Raw genomic sequence first — 26212 nt, forward strand, 5'->3', positions numbered from 1 at the left:
GGCAGGGCGGGTTTAGCGCGCCAGCTCGGTAATCACGGGGCCCAGGAGGTTCTTGAGGGATCCCGGGTCCCGGCGTGTGACCTCACTCAGGAGTACCAGCTGCGGATTCACCCGGTGCAGCCAGATTCCTTCAACGGGCAGGATCCGCAGCTGCAGTTCGAAGGGCGCGGCCCTGTGGCCGCGTTCCTTTTCAACCGAGCGAACCAGCCGGTTGATGACGGGTCCTTCAGACTTGAAGTTGGCCTGGAAGTGCCGGCCGTAGCTGTCCCGGAAGGTGCTCGCTGCCTCCCCGGCTGCCTCCGCGTGGTCCGCCACGGCCTGTTGAAATGCCTGCGAGCGCCGCTCCAACACCGTGCCGTTGAGGGGCTGGTCCGTTCCCCAGTCCACGTGGTCCGCCAACAAGTCGGAGAACCAGAGTGCCCATTCCCCGGCGAGCAGGATGTCCAGCTCCGGACCTGTCACCGGAATATGTTCGGGGATGGACGGCCGGACCGGCGGGATGAAGAACGGTTTGGTGGCGGGCAAGCCCAGCGCGTCCCTGATGTAGAGCGCAGCGGTGAGGTGCCAGCTTGCGTCCTCGCCCATCTGCCAGCTTTCATGTCCGGCAATCTTCATCGTGTCCCCCTGGCCCGCAAGATGTTTGCTGTCACCCTACTGCCGCGCCGAGCTGTGCACCAGCAGTTCGTCCAGCCGGCAGTGGATGCCCGGTGCGTCGTCGTCGGCCATCAAACCAGGCCGGTCGCGCCCTGTTGGACCTTGCTGCCCTGGCGGAAGAGCTCGGCCAGGACCATCAGGACCAGCGCAACTCCGACTGGCCAGAAATTGAATTCCCACGAGTAGGCCACGGATGGCAGGCCCACCATGGTGTGGATGTCGGTCCACGCAATGGTTTCCCCCGCCTGGCCCCAGGCGGTGGCGCCGAGGACCTGCTCCGCGGCCATGGTGCCGCCGAAGATCTGGCAGCCCTGCCACACGAGTCCGCCGACCAGCACGACGCCGGCAACCTGCTGCACTCCCTTGGTCAGCCGGGGCGCAAAAAGGGTCTTGTTCATGACGGCGGTGCACAGTTTGATGATGACCAGTCCGGCAACCACGGCCAGCGCGGCCTGCGCGAGGACGGCACCGGTCAGCATGAGCCGGGCTTGCACATCAAGGCCGCTGACGCTGACGTTGGCCCACGCGAAGCCGCCGGATTCAACCGTGGCCAGGGGCGTCTGAATGGTCACGGTTTCCGGCAGCTTGGGCCAGAACTCCGCGACGGGCAGCCTCACCGTGACTGCCGCGTCCCAGAGGGTTTCCGCCGTGGCGACCAGTGCGCCCACCCCGCAGATGGCGACATAGAGCCAGGCGATGCGTCGCGTGAGCCGGACCATGGTGCCGCCCGCCACCGCGTCGGAATCCTTGGCCATGGTGCGGCCCGAGAACAGGATCAAGGCCACGACGGAAAGTACCACCAGCACAAGAAGCCATGACCACCACGTTGACAGCACCATTCAAATCCCCCATTTTAGGATTGCTCGACAATAACGATAGACGTGAAGTTAGCATGGCTCGCGAGCGACGGCCGGACCAGGACGGCTCATCGCATGGACGCTGCGTCAGCGCTGCCGAGGGTATGCAGGATCCGCTATTAGGATCTACCCATGACCGGTGCGGAAGTTGAGAGCGTGCGATTGGCGGCTTTTTCGGAACGTGGCTGGCCGGAATCGTCGACGGGTCTTTACCGCCGCGCAGGGGCGTGGGCTTGGTCTTTGGTGAGGGCTGGCTGGAATTGCGGCACCCAAAGGCGCTGAACCACCTGGTTTGCCTCATGGACGACTGGGACGACATGCCACAAACCCGCGACGTCATTTCCGGAAAGATCATTGCGGCGGCTCGCGAAGCGCTGGTCTATTGGTAGCCGGCTAAGGGCGGAAGATTTTTCGTGGGTAGGATTCGACGATGAAGATCTCGTACCGGCACTGGATTATGTTTCGAGGCCAGGCGCTCGGTCTGGTGTGGCAAAGCGATGATGGAACCGAAGCGGTCGAGGATGACACGGATAGTGTCCTGGTCGATCACGGGAAAATAGTATCCGTCCGCACCTTGGAAGAGTTTCCAGTCATCGCACACCGCTATGGCGTGGTCTTGGACGAGGACAACGCTGACGTCCAGAATTTGGATGGGCTGGAGCAATTGCTGGAGCTGCCAATCTCCGAGGAGACCTGCGCCCAAATACTAAACGCGTGGAACATGTTCAACGATATTGCCCGAAGTGTTGGGGCAACCCTGGACGACCGGTCCCCGGACCTGGACACGTGCTACGACAAGCTCTTCTCCGGCAACAACCTGGCAAGCGTGACGCCGGAAGGGCAACACTACAGTCCCTCTTTCAGCGAAAAGGAACGCGCCCTCATCACGGAAATCCTCAACCGGGGCCGAACGATTCTTGCGGCAAACATCTAAAGCCCGCCGGAGCCGGGGTTGGCCGGCAAACTTTGCCGTTCACGCCGTCGGCCGCCAGGCCACTCGGACGGTTACGGTGCCACACAAACAAGCGGCGTGGCCGCCACACGGCCCAGGGCAGCAGCCACTGCCGCTGTCAAAGGCACTCCGGCAAAAACAAATGCGTGCTCCGAGGTGAAAGGCAAAAGTGCTAGAAGGAGCAGCAGTGGGGTGAGTCCACTCACCCCTGCGATCACCACCACGTGGATCCATTGCCGGCGGACACGCACCAGGAGCAGGCCTGCCACGAGAATCGTGGCAGCTGACGGTATCCCGAACTCGATCGCCAGGCCGATGGGAGCGCCAATGACGGCCAGGCCGCCGTCGAAGCCGTCCCCGAAAGTGGGGTCGCTGACCATGAAAACCATGGCAGGGACTGGGAACACAACGACCCAGACCAGAGCCCCGATGGCGAATGCACCGATTCCGAACGTGACCTTGTGCCGCGGATTTCGTGGGTAGACGCGTCGCTGCCTGCGTTCGTGTGCGGCGAGCTGCGCCAGCGTTGGCTCGTTCCCCCATGTCATGACGTCATCCTAGACCTCCGTTGGGGTCAGTGTTCCGGCGAACTTTCGTTCCTGACCGTGGCAACCGAACCGACCAACTAAAGCGTCAAGGATCGCTTCGCTCCCGTTACGATTCCCAGCGGAGTTCGCCGCACTCTGTAACGGCGGTCGGGTGAAGGGCTAGTTTTCGTGCGACACCCATGGACGCTTGATGGTCCGGGTGTATGTATGCAATGAAGCTCTTGACCCCCTTGGCCTGCAGCCCACCGCGCATGGCCGTGGCTGCCTCGGACGCCACTCCTTGGCCTTGATGGATCGGCGAAATGACCCAGGCAATGTTTGCAGCGAGATCGGTCCCGGTCCGCTCAAGGGTCGCCTGCACGAATCCCAACGCCTCGTTGCCGTCCCTTGATTTCACGATCCAGTTGAACCATCCCTGCAACTGGTCTGGGGAGTGGCCTACCACCTGGTTCGCGAATCGGCGTTGCAACTGCTCGAGCGAGGGAGCGTCTCCGCCGGTAAATTCATAGATGGATGCGTGGGCCAATACGTCCACCATTTCTGGCGCATGCCCGACGGCGAGCGGCTCCAGACGCAGGCGCTCTGATACGACGGATTCAATAATTGGCCAATTCATTGTTCAATCATGGCAAATTGGCCTGCGCCGGATCACCACGGCGGCTCCCAGCAGCACATGCGACCATGGAGGCATGACCACCACCGCCTCGCATGCCGGCACCTCGCGGCTCTGGGAAGCCGGCGGCGCCTACAGCCTGCACCAGACGCTGGGCATCATCGGCCGGGGCGCGGGCGATCGGACCGTGCGCCTCATGCCCGGCGCGGCGTGGCTGGCCTTCAATACCCCGCTCGGCCCCGCCACCCTGGGCGCCACCGAAACCGCCATCGGGGTCCGGATTCGCGCATGGGGTCCCGGCGCGGAGCACGCCCTTGCCGAGGCGCCGGCCCTGCTCGGTGCCGGCGATGACTGGTCCGCCTTCGACTCCCCCGACTTTGCCGCCACCCTCCCCCAGCTGGTCCAGGACGCACGACGCCGGCACCCGGCCGTGCGCCTGCCGGCCACCGGGCGCATGGTTGACGCGCTCGTCCCGGCCATCCTGGAACAAAAAGTCACGTCCCTGGAGGCCCGCCGCGGCTACGCGACGCTGCTGCGAAAGTTCGGCACCCCGGCCCCCGGTGCCGGCACGGATCCGGCCGTCCCCGCGGATCTGATGGTTGCACCCAGCCCCGCACAATGGGCCGTCATTCCCTCTTGGGAGTGGCACAAGGCCGGAGTCGGCCCGCAGCGTTCGGCAACCGTCATGCGGGTGCTGCGGTCGGCGTCGGGCCTTGAACGCCTGGCTGCGCTGCCCGCACCGGAGGCCGCGATCAAGCTGCAAACCATCCCCGGCGTTGGCGTATGGACGGCGGCGGAGGTCACCCAGCGCACGCACGGCGACGCCGACCAGGTTGCCGTGGGCGACTACCACCTGGCCGCCTATGTGGGCTGGGCATTGATGGGGAAACCCGTGGACGACGACGGCATGCTGGAACTTCTCGAGCCGTGGCGCGGACACCGGCAACGTGTGGTGCGGATGCTGTATTTGAGCGGTTTTCGCAAACCCGCACGCGGGCCGCGCATGACCATCCAGGACCACCGCGCGCACTAAGGCCACCGTTGCCGCGCACGTTCACACTCCGGAACCGCTTGCCGCCCGCGCGCACCGATCCCCTAGGCTGATTCCATGAGCGAAATCATCAACCTTCAGGCCACCTTCATCCCCAACGACGGCGAGTACTTCCGCGTGAAGCTCGCCCTGGACATCGCGATCGAGCAGGTCGTGGAGGAAACCGGCTGCATCCAGTACGAAATCACCGAGGACTCGGAAGAGAAGATCGTGCTGACCGAACAGTGGGCCTCCGAAGCCGACCTCGACAAGCACAGCAAGGGCATCGCCGTCCAGGACCTCGACGAGTCCCTGAGCGCACTGCTGGCCACGCCGGTGGAGCTCGTCCGCCTGTAACCCCACGCTCAACAAAAATCGCGCCCGTTTCCGCTTGGTGCGCCCCGTTGAACGGGCGCGGCAAGCGGAAACGGGCGCGAAAGCCGTTTAAGCCTAGTTGGCGGCGCTGCCTTCGGCCTGCTGCTTGGCGACGGCGGCGTGCACCTCGGTCATGTCCAGTTCCTTGACGGCCATGATGACCTTGTCCAGGTCGGTGCCGTTCAACGCGCCGGGCTGGGCGAAGACCAGCACCTTTTCACGGAACGCCATGAGCGTGGGGATGGAGGTGATGTTGGCTTCGGCGGCCAGCTGCTGCTGGGCCTCGGTGTCGACCTTGCCGAACAGGACGTCGTCGTGCGCCTCGGAGGCTGCCTCGTAGGTGGGCGCAAATCGGACACACGGCTGGCACCAGGACGCCCAGAAATCAACGAACACAATGTCGTTGCTTTCAATGGTGCTGCCAAAGGACTCGGTGGTGATTTCAACTGTAGCCATGCTTTAACGTTACGGGACGAACGCTAAAACATGGCTACGGTTTCGCTCACCGCGTGAGCGGGAATACCTGGCCTACACGCCCTCGGGCTCGTGGGTGGTGAGGAACTTGCGCCCGGTGAAGATCACGGCGGCACTGATCAGCACGGCCGCTGCGGCCACATAGAACGTGGCGGAGGCGTTGTAGTGTTCGGCGATCTTCGCGGCCAGGAACGGAGCCAGTGCCCCGCCCATCCAGCGCACGAAGTTGTAGCCGGCACTGGCCACGGGACGCGGCGAGTCGGAGACCGACATCGCCATTTCGGTGAACAGCGTGTTGTTGATGCCCAGCAGGGCGCCGGAGATAACCGTCAGCACCACGATGACGGGCACGGAGTGGCCGGCGGCCAGGGCCAGCCCGGCCAGGACCAGCATGAGCAGCAGCAGCGATCCCATGAGCGACTTGGTGGGTCCGAAACGGCGCTGCACGATGGGGGCGATGAACACGGAGAACACGGCCACCGCAACGCCCCAACCGAAGAACACGGCGCCAATGCCGTAGGCGTTGAAGCCCAGGATGAACGGCACGAAAGCCAGGATGGTGAAGAAGCCGTAGTTGTAGAACAAGGCGCTGCCGGCGGTGGTCCGCAGGCCCTTGTGGCCCAGGGCGATCAGGGGGTCGCGCAGCCGGGTCTTCACCGCGGGCAGCGGGGTCTTGGGCAACAGGATCATGACCAGGACGAACGCGATGGCCATGGCCGTCGCGGTGCCGAAGAACGGTGCCCGCCACTGCCAGCCGCCCAACAGGGCGCCCATGAGCGGCCCGAGCGAGAGGCCCAGGCCCAGGGCCGCCTCATACAGGATGATGGCGGTTGCGGCGCCACCGGAGGCCACGCCCACCATGACGGCGAGCGACGTCGCCACGAACAAGGCGTTGCCCAGTCCCCAGCCGGCCCGGAAGCCCACCAGCGCGTTGACGGTGTTCGAGGTTCCGGCGAAGGCGGAGAACGCCACGATCACGGCCAGTCCGATCAGCAGCGTCTTCTTCCCGCCAATGCGCGAGGACACGTAGCCGGTGATGAGCATCGCCACGGCGGTCACCAGGAAGTAGCTGGTGAACAGCAGCGAAACCTGACTCGGGGTCGCCTTGAGGTTTTCGGCGATCGCCGGCAGGATCGGGTCAACCAGGCCTATTCCCATGAACGCGAACACGGCGGCAAACGCCACCGCCCACACCGCCTTGGGCTGTTTCAGCATTGATTGCTTCTCCGAGTGGAGCGTTCCCCCACCGGCGTTGACCGCTTTGCCTGCTGTGTCGAGCTGCACTTGTTGTGCCTTCTTCCTACTACGTGTTTGTCCTGAAGAATTTTTGGTGATCTCGGGAACTACGACGACGTGAGCGCCGTATTGAGTTTCGCGATGGCCGGAAGGGCCTCCCCGATGGCCCGCTGCTCCGCCTCGCTGAGCGTTGTCAACGCCTGCGCCATGGCGGAGTTGCGCCGTTCGTTCGCCTCGTCCAATTTGGTACGGCCCGTTGCGGTCAAGGTGACCAGCACTACCCGCGCATCGGAGTCGTCGGCCGCGCGTTGCACCAGGCCGGCAGCTTCGAGCTTGATGACCTGTTCCGTGGCACTGGGCACACGGATCCCGGAGAACCGGGCAATGTCGCTGACCCTCGTGGGCGCATCGGCAACCATGCTCAGGGTGCTGACCTGCCGGGTGCTCAGCTCGCCGTCGGCGTCCATGGCGCGGACCAAATAGACGGCCTGGCGCAGGATGTCGCGGTATCGGCGGGCAAGTTCCAGAAGATCTTCACTCATAGTTAGGTAGTCTAACAATTAGGCTACCTAACAGTCAAGTTGGCCGTAGGCTTGGGCGATGGAACTGACAACGCCTCGACTGCTCCTGCGTGAGTACACATCCCGCGACTTCGACGCCGTCCATTCCTTCGCCGCCGATCCCCGCACCCTGGTCTTCGTGGAGTGGGGGCCCAACTCCGAACAGGACACCCGGGACTTCCTCGACTTTGCCGCCGCGACCGCCCGCGCCACGCCCCGGACCGGCTACACCCTTGCCATCACCCTGGCGGGCGGGCCCGTCATTGGCTCCATCGGCCTGACCGTGCGCAAGGACAAGGGATACGCGGGGAAAGTGGCGGAGGTTGGCTACACGCTCCATCCGGACCACTGGGGAAACGGCTACGCCACGGAGGCAAGCATGGCCATGACGGGCTTCGGGTTCGGGCCATTGGGCCTCGATCGCATCACGGCCACGTGCCGGCCGGAAAACGTGGCATCGGCCGGCGTCCTGCGCAAAGTCGGCATGGACCAGGTGGGCCATCTGAAGAATGACAGGCTGATCCGCGGCCGCTGGATGGATTCACTGGTGTTCGCCGTCGACGCTCCGGGTATTTCACCGAATATGGCCTGAGCGGCCACACGCAGTTCACAGCCAATTCACTTCTTTCGTCCATGCTGGCCGTGTTGACTCAAATCACGTTTACGCACCGCTACCCATTGCAGGAGGAACCATGACCCGTCCCGCGCACCATCGAGCCTTTGTCCATCCGGATGACCACGAGGTCTGGCCGGCCATGGCCACGGACCAGCCGATCGCCCTTATCAACGAGCGCGGCTGGCGCCTGTCCGGGCGCGTGGAAACGCTCACGAACGACCGCCAGTGCCTGTGGATCCAGCTCGACGACGGCATGGGTCGCCAGCTGATCCACCACCAGGACGGATTCGTACTGGAAAGCGGAGTCCACGCCGGCTAAAACCATCCACGGAAACAAAACGCCCGACCCCTTGCGGGATCGGGCGTTCGCAGTTTAAAACGGCAGGTTACACCTTGGACTTGCGGTAGCCGGCCTTGACGGCGGCCGCCTCCGTGGAGAAGCAGATCTCCGGGGTGGTCCGGGAGTAGAAGCGCTGCCACGGCATGTGGTAAATCTTGCTCGGCGCATTGCCCTTGATGGGCGCCCACGACGGGCAGTTCCACTTGCTGGCCGGCTTCGACGACGTCGGCTTCGGCGCGGCGACAACCTTGACGTACTTCTGGGCCGAGGCACTGGCCTTCAAGGAACCCTTGGCCGCCATGCGAATGGACCACTTGCCGGATACGGAGGCGGTGAAGGTGGTGCGCAGCTGTCCGGTAGCGTTGCTCTTGATGGTGCGCACGGCCTTGTTCGGGGCGCTTCCATCGGCGTCAAAGTAAACCGTGGCAGTAACGACGCCGGGCTTGGCCCACTGCTTTCCGGCCAGCTTCTGCGCCACGGCGGACACCGTGATGACCTTGCCTTTCGTCACCGTTGCCGGGCCTGCGGCGAAACTGGCGACGCGGGTATTGACGGTTGCCGCGGCCTGGGCGGGCGCCGGAGCGGCCAGCATGGGCACCAGCACGGCAAATATTGCCAGTGTTGCGAGGATGAGCCACCGCAGCGCGGGACGGCCAAAATTGATCGAACTATTCACGTTCTCCCCCAAGGAGACAGCCGGCACGCCGGCACTTTGATTGGAACCGCCATCTTATCTCGTGAGCCGCGGGGCGGGCCTATGTGTCGGCGTCGATCATGCCCACGAATTCGCGGGCATCAGCAACCCCGATGTCCGCATGGTCGCGCAGCAGGCTCGCCGCGCCGTCGAGGTCCCCGGACAGGGCGAGGCCACGGATCCGGCCATAGATCTCCGCGTTGAGCCGGGTGCTGACCACCTCACGCACCTCGTCCCCGCGCGAAACGATGGCGCGGTAACGGTAGCTTGCCGGTGCGGCAGGGGTGGCCGGTGCGGCGTTGATGATGTCGGCCACGGTGAGCGGGGCCTGGGAAAGCGTGGCTGTTTCGGCGAGTTCCACGGGCACGGGACCGGGATCGGGTTGCGGCGCGGGCTCCGGCACCGGCTCCGGCGAGGGCTGCGGAAACTGGCCCAGCGCGGCAACGGCCGCAGCCGATTCGCCAAGGCTGGAACTGGTGGCCTTGCGGTATTCCTTCACCGCGTTAAGGACCTGGTGCTGGGCAATCATGGAGTAGATGCGCCGGTGGGCCTCCGGGGTCAGCCGGGCGCTTGCCTCCTGGGCCATCTCCCGGGTGATTTCCGGGCCACGAAGCCGCCCCGCGGAAGCTCGCGGGGTGGCCGGACCGGCCCCTGCGCGGCCCCTTCGCCCCAACAAACGGACGGCCAGGGCCACGGCAATAACAATGACCGCAACGATGATCAGCGGGACGACGAATTCCATACCTCAACCATAGGGCCACAGCGGGTTCGCGGCATCAGCGGCAAAAGGAAAAGCCCGGAAGCGAAACGATTCCTCGTTTGCTTCCGGGCTTCCCCAGAGTGTGGCAGATACTGGATTCGAACCAGTGAAGGCGTTGCCAGCTGATTTACAGTCAGCCCCCTTTGGCCACTCGGGTAATCTGCCATGGCCCCAAGCTGAACATGCCGGCTTGGGCTTTCGCCCCCATCAAGTGGGAGCAGTAAAACAATACAAGGTATTTGCCCAAGAATCGAATCGAGGGGTTTCGATGCCCCAAATGACCCGCTGCGGCGGCCCGCTATGCCCCGGATTGGATGCGGCGCACCAGCTGGTTTTCCAGGAACGCGGCCTGCTCCGCCGTCACCTGCTGCAGCGCCACGGCGCGGGCCATGTCCTCTTTCACGCCGGCGATCCGCGACGACGCGGAGTTGACGGGTGCGGCCAGGATGGCTGCCGGATCGGAGCTGAAGACGGGGCCGGACAAAACGGTCACGGCCGCCAGGGTCGCCGCCGCCACCGCCGATCCCACGGCTGCCTTCACCCCGGGCTTCGCCTTCGCCGGGGTTGCCGGCTCGGGAAGTGGTGGGGTTGCCGCGGTGGTGCGTGCCGGCGTCGAACTTTCAGCGTTACTCATCGGTCCTCCTGGAAGCGGTGGTCTCAACAAGTCCAACGATGCCAACACCAAATGTGATCCCGCCAATCAAATGCTTAGAGCGAACTGTGAGCCCTCCGGGCACTAGTGCTAGCGCTCGCGATACCCTTAGAACCAAAGAAACTTACGCAAGTGGAGGAATCATGGCCAGTGAGTCAACGTTCGACGTCGTCAGCAAGGTCGACAAGCAAGAGGTCGCCAACGCCCTGCACCAGGCCCAGAAGGAAGTAGTCCAGCGCTACGACTTCAAGGGTGTCGGCGCCGAGATCGACTTCAGCGGCGAGAAAATCCTGATCAAGGCCAACTCCGAAGAGCGCGTCATGGCCGTCATGGACGTTTTCGAATCCAAGCTGATCAAGCGAGGGATCTCCCTGAAGTCACTGGACGCCGGTGAGCCCTACGCCTCGGGCAAGGAATACCGCCTGGAAGCCTCCATCGTGGAGGGCATCGCCCAGGACATCGCAAAGAAGATCAACAAGCTCATCCGCGACGAGGGTCCCAAGGGCGTCAAGTCCACCATCCAGGGCGACGAGTTGCGCGTCAGCTCCAAGAGCCGCGATGACCTCCAGGAAGTCATGGGCCTGCTGCGCAAATTCGAGGACGCCGACCTGCAGTTCGTGAACATGCGCTAATCCCCACTGGCCGGCTTGAATAAATCGCTAGCGCGATTTCTTCAAGAACCTGGCCAGCGTGGGCCCAACCGCGCAAGCTCGCGGCGGGTCCCTCGTCCGTGTGGGCCCAATATTTCGCAATTCCAAAGGCATCTGCCTGCTGAGAGCCACCCCCGAGCAAACACTGGGGAAACTCTCAGCGGGCAGGTGCCTTTTTCCCCTTGTCCGCCGTGCACCCGGGGCATAGGCTCTTGAATTGTTTCCCCTTTTTACGCACCCGCACTAGGAGTATTCATGAGCAGTGAGCAAATCCCGGCCGGAGCGCCGTGTTGGGTTGATTTGATGACCTCGGACCCCACGAAGGCCCGCGAGTTCTACACGGCATTGTTCGGCTGGACCTATGAGACGGGCGACGAGGAAATGTACGGCGGCTACACGCTGGCGTTCAAGGACGGCAAGTCCGTGGCCGGCCTGATGCAAAGCAACCAGGACGACGCCGGCTACCCGGACATGTGGTCCACCTACCTGCGCGTCGATGACATTGACGCGACCGTCGCCGCGGCCACCGCAGCCGGCGCCGTCACCTTCATGGCCCCCATGGACGTTCCCGAGCAGGGCAAGATGGCCATGCTGGGCGATCCCGGCGGCGCGGCCGTGGGCGTCTGGGAATTTGGCGGCCACACCGGCTTCCAGGCCCACGCCGTCAGCGGTGCCGCCAACTGGCACGAACTCTGGAGCAAGGACTACCCGGCCGCCGTGAAGTTCTACCAGGACGTCTTTGGCTGGAACACCTCCGTCATGGCGGACACTCCCGACTTCAAATACACGACCCTTGGCGAGGGCCAGGACGCACTCGCCGGCATCATGGACGCCGCCGGCGCCCTCCCGGAGCAGGTCCCGTCCAACTGGCAGGTCTACTTCCAGGTGGACGACACCGACGCCGCCGTTGCCACGGCCCTGTCCCTCGGCGCCACGGTGATCCAGCCCGCTGAGGACACACCGTTTGGCCGGCTTGCCGGTTTGACCGACCCCACGGGTGCCATGTTCAAGATCATGCAGCCGCCGGCGTAGCATTTCGGCGCTTGCTCGAAAAGGGCCGGCGTTCGCGGTTAAAGCTGGCGGTATAACGCCGGCTTTAACCGCGAACGCCGGCTTTTTGTGTCCGGAGGGGCTCTACGACTCGCCCGGTTCCACCAACCCGGTGGCATACGCCAGGACGACGGCCTGCACGCGGTCCCGCAATTCCAGTTTTGCGAGGATTTTGCTGACGTGCGTCTTGACCGTCTGCTGGGCAATGAACAGTTCGGCGGCGATCTCCTGGTTGGAGAGGCCGCGGCCCACGAGCGTCATGACTTCCAATTCGCGGTCGGTCAGCCCGTCCAGCCGGTGCCGGGACGGGGCCGGGCGCGAGCCCGTCAGCGCGAATTGTTCAATGAGCCGCTTGGTCACCGAGGGCGCCAGCAGGGCATCCCCCGACGCCACGATGCGCACGGCGGCCACGAGTTCGTCGGCGAGCGCGTCCTTGAGCAGGAAGCCGCTGGCGCCCAGGCGCAGGGCGTCGTAGACGTAGTCGTCGACGTCGAACGTGGTCAGCATCAGGATGTGGATGGGCGATTCCCCACCTTCCGGAACCCCGGCCAGGATGCGCCGGGCGGCCTCCAGGCCGTCCATGACGGGCATGCGGACGTCCATGAGCACCACGTGCGGGGCGGTCGCGGCGGCCATTTCCACGGCGCGGGCACCGTTTTCGGCCTGCCCCACCACCTCGATGTCCGGCTGTGCGCCGAGGAGCGCCGCGAAGCCCGCCCGGACCATTGCCTGGTCGTCCACCACAAGGACCCGAATGGTCACAGCCCTTCCTCCTGGCGGGTCTTGTTCACGCTGATCAGCGGCAGGGACGCCACCACCGAGAAACCGCCCTCGGGGGTCGGTGCGCAAAAGACCGAGCCGCCCACAATGGTGGCCCGCTCCCGCATGCCGATCAGGCCCTGCCCCACGTGGGCGCCGCGGTCCAGCTGGGCCATGACTGCGCCCACGCCCGACGCCGTATTGACCACCGACACCTCCAGCCGGCCCTTGGCCGTGCTCAGGGAGATCACGGCCGTAGCGCCCGGCGCATGGCGGATCACGTTGCTGAGCGCCTCCTGCACGATCCGGTAGGCGGTCAGCGCAATCACCTCGCCCACGCTGTCCAGGTCGACGCCGGACAGCTCGGGTTCGGGCACCACCACCCCGGCGGTGCGTGCCGAGGCCAACAGCCCGGGCAGTTCGGCGAAGCCCGGCTGCGGGCCCATTTCGCGGCCGTCCCCGGCATTGCGCAACGAGCCGAGCATGCTGCGCATCTCCGTCATGGCGCGGCGGGAGTTTGCCGCAATGTCATCAAATTCCTGCTTGAGCTCGTCGCTGAGCCCGTTGTGCCGGTAGGCCGCCGTGGTCGCCTGCACCACCACCACGGACATGCCGTGCGCCACGACGTCGTGCAGCTCCCGGGCAATGCGGGTGCGTTCCTCGGCCAGCCTGCGCCGGGACTGTTCGTCGGCGGTGAGCGTGCGTTCGGCCGCCAGTTCGGTGCGCAGGTGCTGCCACTGCTGGGCGACGACGGCGGCCACCATGAGCCCGCCGGACACCGCGGCGAAGATGACCACGTTCATTTGGGCGCCCTCGGTCTGGCCCAATGGCATGGTCAGGTAGTTGGCCATGACCCCCACCCCGACGCTTAGCAGCCATGCCGTGGCGGGCACCATCCAGTGGCTGCGCAGCCCCGCCACGCAAATCACCAGGACCTGGGTCACCATGGCCACCACGCTAAAGGGCATGGGTGCGGCACCCACCGGATTCGATACCAGCGGCATGACCACCATGGGCGCCAGGGAGACCAGGACGCCGGCTACGGGCCGAGCCGCGGTCAGGCCCAGCGAGGCGGCATGCAGGATCGCCATGCCCAAGCCGAACGGCAGGGCCATCTGGTAGACGCTGGTGTTCAACGGGGCCCCGACGGCCAGCAGCGTGATGCACACCGCTGCCGTGGCCAGCCATACCCAGCTGAGCTTCTTCAGCCGCCACAAGTTGCTGGTGCTGAAGGGGGCGGGCGCGTCCGTATCCGCCGGCAGCGCCCGGAAGGGCCTAGCCCTGGTCATGGCCGGAGGGCAATCCTTCAGCGACGAGCTCCGCCGTCGGGCCGTCAAGGTCCATCCCGGGCAGGCCGCCCGCGGGCGCCCCGTGCCACTCCTCGATGGTCCACCCGCCCGGGGCAGCGCCGTCGACGGGCTCGCCCACCATGGTGACGATTCCGGTGTTGGAGAGGTCGTGGTACTTCTCGTTCGACCAGTCAATATTGACCCCGCGGTAGGCGGCCCAAAAACGGATCATGGCCCCGTGGCTGACCATGGCAACCGTGCCGGCGTGCTTCCCGGCGGCCTCGCGCACCACGGCGTCGAAGCGCTCCAGGATGTCATGGCCGGTGTCGGCGCCGGGCATCCGGGCGGACAGGTTCCCCGTCAGCCAGGCCTTCACGGTTTCCAGGAAGGCCATGATCGATGCATTGTCGGCCTTCATTTCCAGCTCACCGGCGCTGATTTCCCGCAGCCCCTCGCGGATGACGGGCACCAAGCCGCGCGCCGTTGCCAGGGGTGCGGCCGTCAGGGCGGTGCGGGTCAGGTTGGAAACGTAGAGCGCTTCGATCTCTTCGCCGGCCAGTGCCGCGGGGACGGCGGCGGCCTGCGCCCGGCCAAGCTCGGTCAACCCCGGCCCCGGCACGGTCGTGTCCAGCAGGTTGTCGATATTGCTGGGAGTCTGCCCGTGTCGAATCAAGATCAGTCGCATATCCCCATTCTGTCCTACTTGCCTGTGCCCCGCGTGCGTGCACCGGACGGGCTGCGGGGAATGCGATAACGTTTTGTGCAGCCGGGCGGCCCAAATGGCCAGCCGTGCCCGGCACCGCCAGAACATACCGTGAGGACACCTCTGCCATGCCGGTCGCACTCCCCCTTCCCGCCAGTTACCTTGCCGCGTTCCGGGAACAGCCCGGCTACCTGAACTTTGCCAGCTACGGCCCGCCGTCCGCGGCAGTCCTGGAGACCTCCGCCGAGCTCATGGCGGTGGCCGCCGAGGGTGCCGTGGGCGCCTCGGACAAGCTCCATGCCGAGGACGTACGGGCACGGGCCGCGTTTGGCCGCCTGACCGGATTCCCAACGGACAACGTCGCGCTGGTGCCGGCCGTCTCCTATGGCCTGTTCCAGCTCGCCTTCGGCGTGCGCGGCAAGGTGCTGGTGGGGGCCGGCGAATTTCCCGCGAACGTCTACCCGTGGCTCCGTGCCCGGCAGGCCGGCCACGCCGAGATTGCCCTCATGGGCGGGGCCCGCACGCTCGTGACCCCGGCCCTCGTGGCGGCATCCCTGAGCCCTGACGTGACCGCCGTGGCCGTCAGCGCCGTGGACTTCCAGACCGGATACCGCGCCGATCTTGCCGGGATCCGCGCCGTCATCGGCCCGGACCGGCTCCTGCTGGTGGACGGCATCCAGGGCTTTGGCGCCTCCCACATTGACTGGACGCTCGCCGACGCCATGGTGATCGGCAGCCAAAAGTGGGTCCGCGGCGGCTGGGGCTCCGGCGCCATGGCCCTTTCCGACGCCGGGCTGGAGCGGATCCGCCCCACCCTGGGCGGCTGGACGGGAGTTGAGAACCCCAGCCTCTACGACGCCGTCGAACACGCATCCCGCGAAGACGCGCTGAAGTACAACGTCACCAATCTGTCCCCTTTTGCCTCCGGGGCGTTTGCGACCGCACTGGAATTGATTGAGGAGGCCGGGATCGGCCGGATCGCGGCCAAGATCGAGGAGACCGCCGGGCTGCTCGCCGACAAGCTCGACGACGCCGGCGTGGACGTCCTCTCCCCGCGCGACGCCGCGGAACGTGCCGGCATCGTCGTGGCGGGATTCCCGGACGGCAACGCGGCGGCGGCACATACGGAATTGGCCATGGCCGGCATCAACGCCACACTCCACGGGGCACACCGGATCAGGCTGTCCGTGCACGCCACGACCGACAAGGAGTCGATCGCGCACGCCACCCTGGTCCTGGCCGGCTTCGCCTAACCCGCGTTGAGAGCCCAGATAATCCCCGTCAACACCGTTGAGAGCCCAGATAATCCTGGGGATTATCTGGGCTCTCAACGGCGCGGGGGCGGGGCGGTTACTGAAGCGGGCGGCCGGCCATCTTCTCGAGCCGGGCGATCCGCTCGGCCATCGGCGGGTGGGTGGAGAACAGCTTGCGGGCGCCGCCGTTGCTGAACGGGTTGGCGATCATCAGGTGGCTGGTGTTGACCAGGTTTTGTTCCTGGGGCAACGGCGCATTCTGGACGCCGAGTTCAAGCTTGCGCAGGGCCGACGCCAACGCCAGCGGGTCGTCGGTCAGCGTGGCGCCGTCCTCGTCGGCGTCGAACTCGCGGGTGCGGCTGATGGCCAGCTGGACCATCGACGCCGCCATGGGGGCCAGCAGGGCCATCGCGATCATGGCGATCGGGTTGGCGTTGCGACGGTCCCCGCCACCAAAGAACAGCATCATTTGGGCCACCGAGGTGATGACGCCGGCAACGGCCGCCGCCACGGACGAGGTGAGGATGTCGCGGTTGTAGACGTGCATGAGTTCATGGCCCAGCACCCCGCGCAGTTCACGCTCGTCGAGGATGTTCAGGATGCCCTCGGTGCAGCAGACGGCCGCGTTCTTGGGATTACGGCCCGTTGCAAAGGCGTTGGGGGCCTGGGTGGGGGAAATGTAGATGGCCGGCATGGGCTGGTTGGCCTTGACCGAGAGCTCGCGCACGATCCGGTAGATCCCCGGTGCCTGCTGCTCCGTGACGGGGTAGGCCTGCATGGACCGGATGGCGATCTTGTCGCTGTTCCAGTACCCGTAGGCCGTGGTGCCCACACCGATGAGCGCGAAGATCACCAACGGGGCGGGGCTGCGGGTTCCCCCGGCAATGACGGCACCAATGCCGAGCAGTACCGCCCACAGCACCCCAAAGAGTGCCGCGGTCTTCAAACCGTTGAAATGGCTGCGCACAACCGATCCTTCCCTATGGAACGTTTTTGTTACTTCAACTTGTAAAACGTGCCACACGGGGCGGTTGTTCCCCGTTTACGGCTTCGGGTGGCGGGCGTCATAGTGCAGGAAACCGCGCTGCCAGGCCGCCAGCGCCCAGACGGCCGCGATGCACAGCACCCCGCCCGCCACCGCCGCCCAGCCTTCGCCGAACCATTGGCCGGTGGTCCCGGAAAACACGTCACCCAGGCGCGGCCCTCCCGTTACGACCACCACGAAGATGCCCTGCAGGCGGCCGCGCATGTGGTCGGGGGTGGCCGATTGCAGGATGGTTGAGCGGAACACGGAGCTGACGGAGTCGGCCACGCCGGCCACGACCAGCGCGGCAACCGCCCCGACGATCCACGGCGACGTCCCCGCACCGTCCAGATGCCGGCCGCCGGCCAGCACGGCCCCGCCCAGGGCCGCGATCGCCGCACCCCAGAGCGTGATGGACCAGACCACGGCCAGGCCCTGGCGGCGCACGCTGCCCAGCGGGCCGGAGAACAGTGCCGCCAGGAAGGATCCGGCGGCGATGGAGGCCAGCAGGATGCCGGCCGTCTGGTCGCCGCCACCGAGCCACACGGCGCCGATGGCGGGCAGCAGCGCCCGGGGCAGGGCGAAGACCATGGCGCACATGTCCACCAGGAAGGTCATGCGCACATTGGGCCGGGTGCCCAGGAAGCGGAAGCCCTCCACGACGGATTTGAGGCCCGCGCGCTGCACCGTGCCGTCCTTGTGGGCGGTGGGCGGCAGCGGGGGCAGCCGGAAGAGCGCCCACAGCGAAGCGGTGAAGGTGAGTACGTCGACCGTGTAGGTCCAGCCGTAGCCGATGTTGGCCACGAGGATCCCGGCCATGAGGGGGCCGATGGTGGTGCCCAGGCCCATAACGATCATGCTCAATGCGTTGGCGGCCGGCAGCAATTCCGGCCGCACCAGGCGCGGCACGATCGCGCTGCGGGCAGAGCCGTTGACCCCGGCGGCCGCCGATTGCACGGCGACCAGCAGGTACAAAAGCAGCACATTGCCCAGTCCCAGCCACGCCTGCAGCGCGATGCAGATCGTCACCAACCACAGCACGGCCGAGGACGCCAGCGCCACCTTGCGGCGATCGTAGGCATCGGCCACGGAGCCGCCGTAGAGTCCGGAAAACACCAGCGGCACCAGGGCCACGAGCCCCAGCAGGCCCACGGACAAGGTGGAGCCGGTGAGCGAATACACCTCAAGGCTCACGGCCACCACGGTCAGCTGCGTACCGATGGAGGAGAGCCCGTTGCCCAGCCACAGTCGCCGGAATGCCGGACTTTCACGCAGCGGGGTCACATCGGCAAGGAGTTTTGGCACGGGTAAAGCTTAGTCCCGCACGCAATTTCCCAAACCACGCCGGCATTCCAGCCGCTACGCTGGAGGGGTGACTACTGATTCCCCGCTCAGCGAAGAGCAGACGGCCCGCATTACCGCCCTCGCCATGGATTTGGCCCGTGACGGCAAGACCGACGAATTGTCCGAGTTCCTGGGCCACGGCCTGCCCGTCGATGCCCAGGACGACGGCGGCAACACCCTGCTCATGCTCGCCGCCTACCGGGGTCATGCCGGCACCGTGGAGATGTTGCTGGCCCGCGGCGCCAACCCCGACCTGCGCAATGACCGCGACCAGACGCCGATCGCCGGGGCCCTGTTCAAGGGCGAGGACGCCGTGGTGGCGCTCCTGTCCGCCGCCGGCGCCGACCTGGACGCCGGAACCCCCAGCGCCCGCGCCGCCGCGGCCATGTTCGGCCGCGAACACCTCCTCGGCTGACGCCGTATCACTTCTGGCGGCATTCCAGCCGACGCCGTATCACTTTTGGCGCACTATTCGCCGACGCCGTATCACTGGTGGCTGAGCCCGTCGAAACCAGGATCTCGACAAGCTCGATCACCGGGCCGCATGCGAACAAACGACGGCGGCACCCGCCCTCCGCTGAAAAGCGAAAGGCGGGTGCCGCCGTCGGACTTCTTTAAGGCTTAGGCCTTGGAAGCCTGCAGAGCCTCGATGGCCTTGCGGACGCCCTCACCGTAGGCGGGGTCGGCCTGGGTGCAGTTGAAGATGTGACGCTCGATGGTGGCCTGTGAGGCACCGTCGATGGCGCGGGCGGTGTTCTCGAAGAGCACCTGGCGCTGGTCTTCGGTCATCTTCTCGCGGAACAGGATACCGGGCTGCTCGAAGTAGTTGGCGTCGTCCTCGCGGTAGTTGAAGCGGTCCGCAACGGCGCCAATGGCCTGTGCCGGCTCGGCGAAGGAAGGCTGTTCCTGCCAGCGGCCATAGGAGTTCGGCTCGATGCCCGGGGTGCGGCCCTGGTTGCCGTCAACGCGTCCCTGGCCATCGCGGTGGTAGGTGTTGACGGGGTTCTTCGCGGCATTCACCGGGATCTGGTGGTGGTTGACGCCCAGGCGGTAGCGGGCGGCGTCGCCGTAGGAGAACAGACGTCCCTGCAGCATGCGGTCCGGGGAGTAGCTGATGCCGGGAACCACGTTGGCGGGGGTGAAGGAGGACTGCTCGACGTCGGCGAAGTAGTTCTCCGAGTTGTGGTTCAGTTCCCACTCGCCGACCTCGATGAGCGGGTAGTCCTTCTTGCTCCAGACCTTGGTCAGGTCGAAGGGGTGGTACTTGTAGGTGGCTGCGTCGGCTTCGGGCATGACCTGGATCATGAGCTTCCACTTGGGGAAGTCGCCGTTTTCGATCGAATCGAAGAGGTCGCGCTGGCTGGACTCGCGGTCGGAGCCCACCAGGACGGCGGCTTCCTCATCCGTGAGGTTCTTGATGCCCTGCTGGGTGACGTGGTGGAACTTGACCCAGAAGCGCTCGCCCGCGGCGTTGATCAGGGAGTAGGTGTGCGAGCCGAAGCCGTGCATGTGGCGGTACGACGCCGGGATGCCGCGGTCGGACATGACGATCGTGATCTGGTGCAGGGCCTCGGGCAGGTTGGTCCAGAAGTCCCAGTTGTTCTCCGCGTTGCGCATGTTGGTGCGGGGATCGCGCTTGACGGCGCGGTTCAGGTCGGGGAACTTCAGCGGGTCGCGGAAGAAGAACACGGGGTGTTGTTGCCCACCAGGTCCCAGTTTCCTTCTTCGGTGTAGAACTTCACGGCGAAGCCGCGGATGTCGCGCTCGGCGTCGGCGGCGCCGCGTTCGCCGGCAACCGTGGAGAAGCGGGTGAACAGTTCGGTCTGCTTGCCGACCTCGGAGAAGATGTTCGCCTTGGTGTATTTGGTGATGTCGTTGGTGACCGTGAAGGTACCGAACGCGCCGGAGCCCTTGGCGTGCATGCGACGCTCGGGGATCACTTCGCGGCTGAAGTGGGCCAGCTTCTCCAGGAACCAGACGTCCTCCAGCAGCATCGGGCCGCGGGGGCCGGCCGTGAGGCTGTCCTGGTTGTTGGCAACAGGCGCGCCTGCGGCAGTGGTCAGGGGGGCGGTGTTTTCGATAGTCATCTTTACTTATCGCTCCTTGTGGATTGTGCTTCTAAAGTCTGTTTGTCGATGCAGGCCGGGCAGGTGCCCCAGTAAATGACCTCGGCTTCGTCAATCGTGAAGCCGTGGCTGTTGGAGGCGTGCAGGCACGGTGCCTCGCCGACGGCACAGTCGACGTCGGCGATGTCACCGCAGCTGCGGCAGATCACGTGGTGGTGGTTGTCCCCCACCCGGGTTTCAAAGCGCGCCGGCGAACCGGACGGCTCGATCCTGTGAACCAGGCCTGCCCCCGTCAGCGCAGCCAGCACGTCATAGACGGCTTGCTTGGACACGGCACCCAATGCCTCCCGCACGGCACCAATGATGGTGTCGGCATCTGCGTGGGGGTGCGCGCGCACCGCTTCAAGGACGGCAAGCCGAGGACGGGTCACGCGCAGCTGTGCCGCCCGCAACATGTCCTCCGGTTCCCGTACATCGATCATGGTCCATAGCCTTTCACGTTTTCTGGACTGAGTCCAGTATAAGTTTTTTTGCCGGCGTGTTTGTCCCTCCACAGGGCACTCATGGCAGCCCGTCATCCACTTCGGCGGCCGTGCATCTGGTGCCACCCCAACGGCTTCCGTAGGATCCAAGGCATGAATACAGCGACCGGCATTCCCACAGCAGCGTGCGAGTTCTATGCCGAACTTGAGGACAACAACAACCGGCAGTGGTGGCTGGAGAACAAGGACACCTACGACGCCGTGGTGCGGCTTCCCATGGAGCACCTCCTTGCGGAGCTGGCCCCGGTTTTTGGTCCCGCAAAGATGTTCAGGCCGAACCGGGACGTGCGGTTTTCCCCCGACAAGTCCCCCTACAAGACGGCCCAGGGCGCATTTGCGTCCAACTACGAGGGCGTCGGTTTCTACCTGCAGATCAGTGCCGACGGACTGTTGGTGGGCGGGGGCTACCACTCCCACTCCCCTGCCCAATTGGCCCGGTACCGCACCGCGGTGGATGCGCCCGTCAGTGGTGAGGCGCTGGCAAGGATCGTGGATGCCACGGCGGCGGCCGGGTTTTCGGTGGACGGGGAGAAGCTCAAGACGGTGCCGCGGGGATTCCCCAAGGACCATCCGCGGGCCGAACTCCTCAAACACAAAACCCTGAGCGCCTCGGCGATGCTGGGCTCCCCGGACTGGCTGGACACGCCCGGGGCCCAACAAGAAGTCTCGGCGCGATGGGAGCAGCTGCGGCCGCTCGTGGACTGGGTCATCCGCTATGCGGCACCGTGAACGGCTTCCACCCCTAGCGCCTTAGCCCAGCCGTTTCAGCCCAGCTTCTTCAGGTAGTGGCGCATCGGGGCGTGCCGGATCCGGGCGGGCGTGACCCGGACAAGGACAGCCAAGGCCTTGAACAGCAGCCCCAGCAGGCGTTCCCTGGGTGGCGACCAGGCCAGGCCATACTGGGCACGGATGGAAGGAGGCAGCAACCCGGCGGTAAGGAACCGGGCAAGCGGCATGAACACCTTGATCCAAGCAGGCAGATTCCTGCCGGCCAGCAGCTCCGCTCCGACGGCACGCACGGTGTCATCGACTTTCAAGCCGGCCACTTGGGCATCCCAATACCGGGCGAAGTCGGCGCGAGTGGCCGGCCACAGTCCCGCCGGCATGCCAAGCGCAGTGCCCAGGACCTCGTATTCGCGGTACAAACGTTCCGCGACGTCGGGTGCCAGGGCCGGGAACACGGCCCCGTACACCTGCATGGCGGAATCGTAGAGCGTGGCCGCAACCCACAGTTGCAGTTCGGGATCGGCCGCGTCGTAGGCGGGGTGCGTACCGTCGGCGGCCGCCTTGGCGCGGACGGGGCGGTGGGCCCGCGCAACCGCGGCCGCCGCCTTCTCCCGCTGGGCCGGGGTGCCGTTCGTGAGCGCGTAAATATAGCTCAGGGTGCCATTGAGCCGCTTCAGCGGATCAGCCACGAAGTTGGAATGCCGGGCCACGCCGTACCCAACGGCCGGGTTGGCCAGCTGCAGCAGGACGGCGCGGCCCGCGCCGGCAAGTTGCACGGATTCCGGGGCCAGGTCAGCCAGGCAGCGTGGCGTTCTCACGGCAGCAGCGTTCGTCCAGTCATACCGTCAAGCGTGGCACACCGGGCCTGGTTGTCGCAGCCGGACTTTTAGGGGAGCTTGGCCGGGACCGTCCGCACCAGCCCGGCGGCCTCTTCGCGGCGCAGCTGGGAGTTCCAGTGACCATAGGAGAAGTAGAAGATCAGCCCGAGAACCACCCAGCCGGCAAAGAATACCCACGTCATGGTGGCCAGGTTGAACATGAGGTAGATGCACAGGATTGCGGAAATGATCGGCAGCACAGGCCCAAACGGGACACGGAACGAAGGCTTGAGGTCCGGGCGCTTGCGGCGCAGCACCAGGATGCCGATGCTGACCATGACGAACGCGCTCAGGGTACCGATGTTGATCATCTCGCCCAGCACTTCCACGGGCGTGAAACCGGCAAGAATTGCCACGACGGCGCCGCACAGGATCTGCGTGCGGGCGGGGGTTCCACGCTTGTCGGAGGTGCGGCTCAGTGCGCGCGGCAGCATGCCGTCGCGGCTCATGGCCATGCTGACGCGGGCAAGGCCCATCAGCAGCACCATGATGACGGTGGTCAAGCCGATCAGCGAGCCCAGGGAAATGACGACGACGGCCCAGTCTGCTCCGACCAGGTGGAAGGCTGTGGCCAGCGACGGATCGGCCTGGGCGGCAAGATCCTTGTAGGAAACCATGCCCGTGACCACCAGGGTGACGAGGATGTACAGGACCGTGACCACGGCCAGGCCGGCAAAGATGCCGCGCGGCAGGGTCTTGGCCGGGTTCTTTACTTCCTCGGCGCTGGTGGCCACCACGTCAAAGCCGATAAAGGCGAAGAACACCAGTGCGGCACCGGAAATAATGCCGGTGAACCCGTACATGGCCGGGGTGGCGCCGGTCAGGAAGGACAGGAAGGGCTGGGTGGTCCAGGAGATGTCGGTGTTCGCGGCCGGTTCGGAGGTGGGGATGAACGGCGCATAGTTGCCGGCCTTGACGAAGAAGAAACCCACCACGATGACAAAGATGACGATCGCGATCTTGATCATGGTGAAGACGTTGTTGATGCGGGCCGACAGTTTGGTGCCAAGCACCAGGACCACGGTGAAGGCCGCCACCACGATCAACGGCCCCCAGTAGACCGTCACGCCAAGGACCGAGACATTGGAGGGCACATTCACGTGCACCGCCTCCAGGAAGTTACTGAGGTACACGCCCCAATATTTCGCGATGACCGAGGCGGCCATGAGCAGTTCCAGGATCAGGTTCCAGCCGATGATCCAGGCCAGCAGCTCCCCCATGGTGGCGTAGGTAAACACATAGGCGCTGCCGGTCACGGGGATCGCGGTGGCAAATTCGGCGTAACACATGACCGCCAGGGCACAGGTGATGGCTGCCAGCACGAACGAGATGGTCACGGCGGGCCCGGCGTAGTTGGCCGCGGCCTTGGCTCCGACCGAGAAGATGCCCGCGCCAACGGCGACCGCAATTCCCATGATCATCAGGTCCCAAGTGCTCAGGGTCCTTTTCAGGGTGCGCCCGGGCTCGTCGGCATCGGCGAGGGAGTGTTCAATGGATTTGGTGCGGAACAAGTTCATGGAAATCGCTTAATCTTCAGGTTTTTTACAACTCGACAACACTAGCGAAGCCCTATCAGAATATCGTCATTGCGCCGATTCTGTCTCACGATGTGAAACACGCTCGCCGTAAGGTTCCGTCACACTTTATGAGAGCCAGCCGAGCGTAATCCGCCCGCTGTAGGGGACGACGCCGTCGGCGGTCGCGTCGACATCGACGTATCCGGCGAGCAGGAAGGTGAGCAGGGGCATGGACAGCTCGAAGGTGCGGGACTGCGCAGTGTCCGCTGCCGCGGTGCAGTTGATGGCCGTGGAACCGCCCACCGTCGCATCCGTGCATTTCCAGGCTTCAGGCATCGTTACCGTGGCCGGGGCTGCGAGCCCACTATTTGGGTACTTGAACGTGACGGCGGCGTTCTTGAGCCCGCCTGTGGCGTCCGTGGCCAGGGTGATCCGGACGGTGGTGGACTGAAGCCCGTTCCGGACAAGCTCCGAGGTCATCGTAATGCCGGCGGATTCGGGCACGGTGGGATCGGTGGGCGTGGTCGTCGGATCCGTCGTCGGGGACGGGGATGCGGTGGCGGACGGTTCCGCCGTTTCGCTGGGTTCCGGCGTCGGGGTGGGCGTCGGCGACTGTGTGGGTGACGGCGTCGCCGTCGGTGAGGGCGACGCTGTTGCGGTCGGTGCCGCCGTGGTGGTCGGCGACGGTGCCACGGTCGCGGTAGGGCTCGCTGAAGGTGCAGGCGTCGGCACCGGGGTCTGCTCCGGAGCCGGTTCCGGCGCTGTCGGGAGGGCCGGGCTGATCGGCTCCGGCCGGTTTCCCTCGGGCAGGATCACGATCGGCGCCTGGATCACGGGCGGGCTCGGCACATCCGCCGGCGTTGGCCGGGCGCCGGGCGTCACCCAGGGACTGGGTGTGGACGCAGGCCGCTTGCTCGTGCCGGGAGCCGGCGTCGTCGGTCCAACGGCGGGGGCTTGACTGACCGGCCCGGGCTGTCCGGGCGCAACGGCTTCGGCACCGGCAATGGTCGTCTTGCCATTGTCGCCGCCAAAGGGTGAAAACCCGACGGTCGCGGCCATGGCAATGCCGACGGCGGCGATCCCGGTGACGGCCGTGGCAACCACCGCACCCCAGCCAAGCTTGGAGCCGTGACTACCGCCGCCAAGGAGCTTGCCGATCCCCCATCCCGCGCCGATCCCGGCGACTTTGGCGGCAGCGGCGCCTGCGCCGGAGAAACCCAAGCCCGCGACGGCGGGGAAGATGATGGCACGCATGCCGGCGCCAACGTCCTGGACATGCACCAACATGGCGGTGCACTTCAGGCAGGTGTCCAGATGTTCGCGCATGGTGGCGGCCTTGCGCCGCGTGAGGCCGCCCCGGGCGTAGGCGCCCAGGTTCTTTGAGTGGGGCCCGCAGCCCTGGTCCACGGTCACCAGATGGTGTTGCAGATACGACTGGCGCAATCCTTCCCGCGCGCGCACGGCCAATGCCGATACGGCGTTGGGGGCGATGCCCAGCAGGGGTGAGATGGCGGCGGGAGTCATGCGGTCCACTTCGGTGTACCAAAGCACCGCCTGCCATCGCTCCGGCAGGGTCTTGAAGGACCGGCTCACCACCTCGTTTTCAAACGCGGCCACCGCCGGATCCTTGCCGGCTTCGATGGGGGCTACGGTCTCCAGGTCATCGGTGGCAATGCTGCGTTTGTCTGCCTCGCGTTTCGCCGTGGCAAGCCGTCGCAGGGTGGTCAGCAGGTAGGCGCGGAAGAAGACTGTGGGGCCATGACCACCCTGGATGGCGGCGAGCACGTTGGCGAATGCGTCGGCGATGAGGTCGGCCGTATCGCTGGGATTTCCGGCATGCCGGGCGGCGGTCGTGGCGGCGGCACCGACATGGCGTTCATACAAGGCGGCGTAGGCATCGGAGTCGCCGGCGCGCACCCGGAGAATCAATGCCTCATCACTTGATTCAAGCTCAGGATTGGCACTTGTGCCGCTTGTATTGCCAGACACCATCTAACGATTCTCCATCGACTGCCTTGCACGAATGAGCAACTTCCAAGAATAGCTGACC

At 65.6% G+C, this 26212-nt stretch carries 31 protein-coding genes, 1 tRNA gene and 1 pseudogene; 11 read left to right on the forward strand and 22 right to left on the reverse strand.

Features of this window, described 5'->3' with window-relative positions; all coding sequences use genetic code 11:
* Positions 1-12: 12 nt before the first annotated feature.
* The gene (locus AL755_RS19245; RefSeq protein ID WP_054012378.1) at positions 13-615 is read right to left on the reverse strand and encodes a hypothetical protein; all 603 of its coding nucleotides are present in this window, start codon (positions 613-615) and stop codon (positions 13-15) included.
* A gap of 110 nt (positions 616-725) precedes the next feature.
* Positions 726-1493 carry a hypothetical protein gene (locus AL755_RS19250; protein ID WP_150117183.1) on the reverse strand — a complete coding sequence of 256 codons (768 nt, stop codon included), beginning with the start codon at positions 1491-1493 and terminating at the stop codon, positions 726-728.
* A 251-nt stretch (positions 1494-1744) separates the two neighbouring features.
* Between AL755_RS19250 and AL755_RS23545 the strand changes: the two genes are divergently transcribed.
* Both AL755_RS23545 and AL755_RS19255 read left to right on the forward strand, forming a co-directional pair.
* Entirely contained in the window at positions 1745-1900 is a 156-nt protein-coding gene (locus AL755_RS23545; RefSeq protein ID WP_160318934.1) for a hypothetical protein, read from the forward strand.
* 41 nt (positions 1901-1941) lie between these two features.
* Positions 1942-2445, forward strand: coding sequence for a hypothetical protein (locus tag AL755_RS19255; RefSeq protein WP_054012380.1), 504 nt, complete (start codon positions 1942-1944; stop codon positions 2443-2445).
* Between the two features lie 71 nt (positions 2446-2516).
* On the opposite strand, the gene AL755_RS19260 is transcribed toward AL755_RS19255, so the two are convergent.
* The gene (locus tag AL755_RS19260) at positions 2517-3011 is read right to left on the reverse strand and encodes a hypothetical protein (RefSeq protein ID WP_054012381.1); all 495 of its coding nucleotides are present in this window, start codon (positions 3009-3011) and stop codon (positions 2517-2519) included.
* Positions 3012-3117: 106 nt separating this feature from the next.
* Positions 3118-3627, reverse strand: coding sequence for a GNAT family N-acetyltransferase (locus AL755_RS19265; RefSeq protein WP_054012382.1), 510 nt, complete (start codon positions 3625-3627; stop codon positions 3118-3120).
* Between the two features lie 73 nt (positions 3628-3700).
* On the opposite strand from AL755_RS19265, the gene AL755_RS19270 reads away from it, so the two are divergent.
* Both AL755_RS19270 and AL755_RS19275 read left to right on the forward strand, forming a co-directional pair.
* The gene (locus AL755_RS19270) at positions 3701-4657 is read left to right on the forward strand and encodes a DNA-3-methyladenine glycosylase family protein (protein WP_054012383.1); all 957 of its coding nucleotides are present in this window, start codon (positions 3701-3703) and stop codon (positions 4655-4657) included.
* A gap of 75 nt (positions 4658-4732) precedes the next feature.
* On the forward strand, positions 4733-5011 hold the full coding sequence (locus AL755_RS19275; RefSeq protein WP_054012384.1) for a putative quinol monooxygenase: 279 nt from the start codon (positions 4733-4735) through the stop codon (positions 5009-5011).
* 93 nt (positions 5012-5104) lie between these two features.
* On the opposite strand, the gene AL755_RS19280 is transcribed toward AL755_RS19275, so the two are convergent.
* From AL755_RS19280 to AL755_RS19290, 3 genes are all read right to left on the reverse strand, one after another.
* On the reverse strand, positions 5105-5485 hold the full coding sequence (locus AL755_RS19280) for a thioredoxin family protein (RefSeq protein WP_054012385.1): 381 nt from the start codon (positions 5483-5485) through the stop codon (positions 5105-5107).
* A 72-nt stretch (positions 5486-5557) separates the two neighbouring features.
* A complete protein-coding gene (locus AL755_RS19285; protein WP_082369627.1) occupies positions 5558-6718 on the reverse strand; it encodes an MFS transporter in 1161 nt (386 codons plus the stop codon).
* A 128-nt stretch (positions 6719-6846) separates the two neighbouring features.
* Positions 6847-7281, reverse strand: a complete 435-nt coding sequence (locus AL755_RS19290; protein WP_054012387.1) for a MarR family winged helix-turn-helix transcriptional regulator — start codon at positions 7279-7281, stop codon at positions 6847-6849.
* Between the two features lie 58 nt (positions 7282-7339).
* Between AL755_RS19290 and AL755_RS19295 the strand changes: the two genes are divergently transcribed.
* Positions 7340-7891, forward strand: a complete 552-nt coding sequence (locus tag AL755_RS19295; protein ID WP_054012388.1) for a GNAT family N-acetyltransferase — start codon at positions 7340-7342, stop codon at positions 7889-7891.
* A 100-nt stretch (positions 7892-7991) separates the two neighbouring features.
* Positions 7992-8234: a hypothetical protein gene (locus AL755_RS19300; protein ID WP_054012389.1), complete on the forward strand. Its 243-nt coding sequence runs from the start codon at positions 7992-7994 to the stop codon at positions 8232-8234.
* A 67-nt stretch (positions 8235-8301) separates the two neighbouring features.
* Here AL755_RS19300 and AL755_RS19305 read toward each other — a convergent pair whose 3' ends face one another.
* The 4 genes from AL755_RS19305 to AL755_RS19320 all read right to left on the reverse strand — a co-directional run bounded on the left by AL755_RS19305 (position 8302) and on the right by AL755_RS19320 (position 10343).
* A complete protein-coding gene (locus AL755_RS19305; RefSeq protein WP_054012390.1) occupies positions 8302-8931 on the reverse strand; it encodes a sunset domain-containing protein in 630 nt (209 codons plus the stop codon).
* A 79-nt stretch (positions 8932-9010) separates the two neighbouring features.
* Positions 9011-9691 carry a hypothetical protein gene (locus AL755_RS19310; RefSeq protein WP_054012391.1) on the reverse strand — a complete coding sequence of 227 codons (681 nt, stop codon included), beginning with the start codon at positions 9689-9691 and terminating at the stop codon, positions 9011-9013.
* Positions 9692-9792: 101 nt separating this feature from the next.
* Positions 9793-9874: transfer RNA gene (locus tag AL755_RS19315), tRNA-Tyr, on the reverse strand.
* A gap of 133 nt (positions 9875-10007) precedes the next feature.
* On the reverse strand, positions 10008-10343 hold the full coding sequence (locus AL755_RS19320; protein ID WP_150117184.1) for a hypothetical protein: 336 nt from the start codon (positions 10341-10343) through the stop codon (positions 10008-10010).
* A 161-nt stretch (positions 10344-10504) separates the two neighbouring features.
* Here AL755_RS19320 and AL755_RS19325 point away from each other — a divergent pair, with 161 nt between their 5' ends.
* A complete protein-coding gene (locus tag AL755_RS19325; protein WP_054012393.1) occupies positions 10505-10993 on the forward strand; it encodes a YajQ family cyclic di-GMP-binding protein in 489 nt (162 codons plus the stop codon).
* 273 nt (positions 10994-11266) lie between these two features.
* The gene (locus tag AL755_RS19330; protein WP_054012394.1) at positions 11267-12043 is read left to right on the forward strand and encodes a VOC family protein; all 777 of its coding nucleotides are present in this window, start codon (positions 11267-11269) and stop codon (positions 12041-12043) included.
* 102 nt (positions 12044-12145) lie between these two features.
* On the opposite strand, the gene AL755_RS19335 is transcribed toward AL755_RS19330, so the two are convergent.
* The 3 genes from AL755_RS19335 to AL755_RS19345 are packed head-to-tail and all read right to left on the reverse strand — an operon-like array spanning position 12146 to position 14794.
* The gene (locus AL755_RS19335; protein ID WP_054012395.1) at positions 12146-12823 is read right to left on the reverse strand and encodes a response regulator; all 678 of its coding nucleotides are present in this window, start codon (positions 12821-12823) and stop codon (positions 12146-12148) included.
* A complete protein-coding gene (locus tag AL755_RS19340; protein WP_054012396.1) occupies positions 12820-14109 on the reverse strand; it encodes a sensor histidine kinase in 1290 nt (429 codons plus the stop codon). The genes AL755_RS19335 and AL755_RS19340 overlap by 4 nt, the downstream gene beginning before the upstream one ends.
* A complete protein-coding gene (locus AL755_RS19345; protein WP_054012397.1) occupies positions 14096-14794 on the reverse strand; it encodes a histidine phosphatase family protein in 699 nt (232 codons plus the stop codon). The genes AL755_RS19340 and AL755_RS19345 overlap by 14 nt, the downstream gene beginning before the upstream one ends.
* A 146-nt stretch (positions 14795-14940) precedes the next feature.
* On the opposite strand from AL755_RS19345, the gene AL755_RS19350 reads away from it, so the two are divergent.
* Entirely contained in the window at positions 14941-16065 is a 1125-nt protein-coding gene (locus tag AL755_RS19350; protein ID WP_054012398.1) for an aminotransferase class V-fold PLP-dependent enzyme, read from the forward strand.
* Positions 16066-16162: 97 nt separating this feature from the next.
* Here AL755_RS19350 and htpX read toward each other — a convergent pair whose 3' ends face one another.
* Together htpX and AL755_RS19360 are read right to left on the reverse strand one after the other, a co-directional pair.
* Positions 16163-17032: a zinc metalloprotease HtpX gene (gene htpX, locus AL755_RS19355; RefSeq protein WP_054012399.1), complete on the reverse strand. Its 870-nt coding sequence runs from the start codon at positions 17030-17032 to the stop codon at positions 16163-16165.
* A gap of 75 nt (positions 17033-17107) precedes the next feature.
* The gene (locus AL755_RS19360) at positions 17108-18394 is read right to left on the reverse strand and encodes an MFS transporter (RefSeq protein ID WP_054012400.1); all 1287 of its coding nucleotides are present in this window, start codon (positions 18392-18394) and stop codon (positions 17108-17110) included.
* A gap of 124 nt (positions 18395-18518) precedes the next feature.
* Between AL755_RS19360 and AL755_RS19365 the strand changes: the two genes are divergently transcribed.
* Positions 18519-18848: an ankyrin repeat domain-containing protein gene (locus tag AL755_RS19365; protein ID WP_054013204.1), complete on the forward strand. Its 330-nt coding sequence runs from the start codon at positions 18519-18521 to the stop codon at positions 18846-18848.
* 206 nt (positions 18849-19054) lie between these two features.
* On the opposite strand, the gene AL755_RS24695 is transcribed toward AL755_RS19365, so the two are convergent.
* From AL755_RS24695 to AL755_RS19375, 3 genes and pseudogenes are all read right to left on the reverse strand, one after another.
* Positions 19055-19222, reverse strand: a complete 168-nt coding sequence (locus AL755_RS24695) for a catalase-related domain-containing protein (protein ID WP_445290518.1) — start codon at positions 19220-19222, stop codon at positions 19055-19057.
* 189 nt (positions 19223-19411) lie between these two features.
* A pseudogene (locus tag AL755_RS24700) lies at positions 19412-20520 on the reverse strand (catalase); the annotation flags it as partial.
* A 2-nt stretch (positions 20521-20522) separates the two neighbouring features.
* Positions 20523-20981, reverse strand: coding sequence for a Fur family transcriptional regulator (locus AL755_RS19375; protein WP_054012401.1), 459 nt, complete (start codon positions 20979-20981; stop codon positions 20523-20525).
* Positions 20982-21134: 153 nt separating this feature from the next.
* On the opposite strand from AL755_RS19375, the gene AL755_RS19380 reads away from it, so the two are divergent.
* Positions 21135-21770 carry a DUF2461 domain-containing protein gene (locus tag AL755_RS19380; protein ID WP_054012402.1) on the forward strand — a complete coding sequence of 212 codons (636 nt, stop codon included), beginning with the start codon at positions 21135-21137 and terminating at the stop codon, positions 21768-21770.
* Between the two features lie 35 nt (positions 21771-21805).
* Here the strand turns inward: AL755_RS19380 and AL755_RS19385 are convergent, their stop codons facing one another.
* The 3 genes from AL755_RS19385 to AL755_RS19395 all read right to left on the reverse strand — a co-directional run bounded on the left by AL755_RS19385 (position 21806) and on the right by AL755_RS19395 (position 26154).
* Positions 21806-22585 (reverse strand): oxygenase MpaB family protein, encoded by a 780-nt coding sequence (locus AL755_RS19385; RefSeq protein WP_082369429.1) that lies wholly within the window; start codon positions 22583-22585, stop codon positions 21806-21808.
* 68 nt (positions 22586-22653) lie between these two features.
* On the reverse strand, positions 22654-24162 hold the full coding sequence (locus AL755_RS19390) for an amino acid permease (RefSeq protein WP_054012404.1): 1509 nt from the start codon (positions 24160-24162) through the stop codon (positions 22654-22656).
* A gap of 126 nt (positions 24163-24288) precedes the next feature.
* Positions 24289-26154, reverse strand: a complete 1866-nt coding sequence (locus tag AL755_RS19395; RefSeq protein WP_082369430.1) for a sigma-70 family RNA polymerase sigma factor — start codon at positions 26152-26154, stop codon at positions 24289-24291.
* Between the last annotated feature and the right edge of the window lie 58 nt (positions 26155-26212).

It is taken from the genome of Arthrobacter sp. ERGS1:01 (genome assembly GCF_001281315.1).
In the GTDB taxonomy this organism is placed as follows: domain Bacteria; phylum Actinomycetota; class Actinomycetes; order Actinomycetales; family Micrococcaceae; genus Specibacter.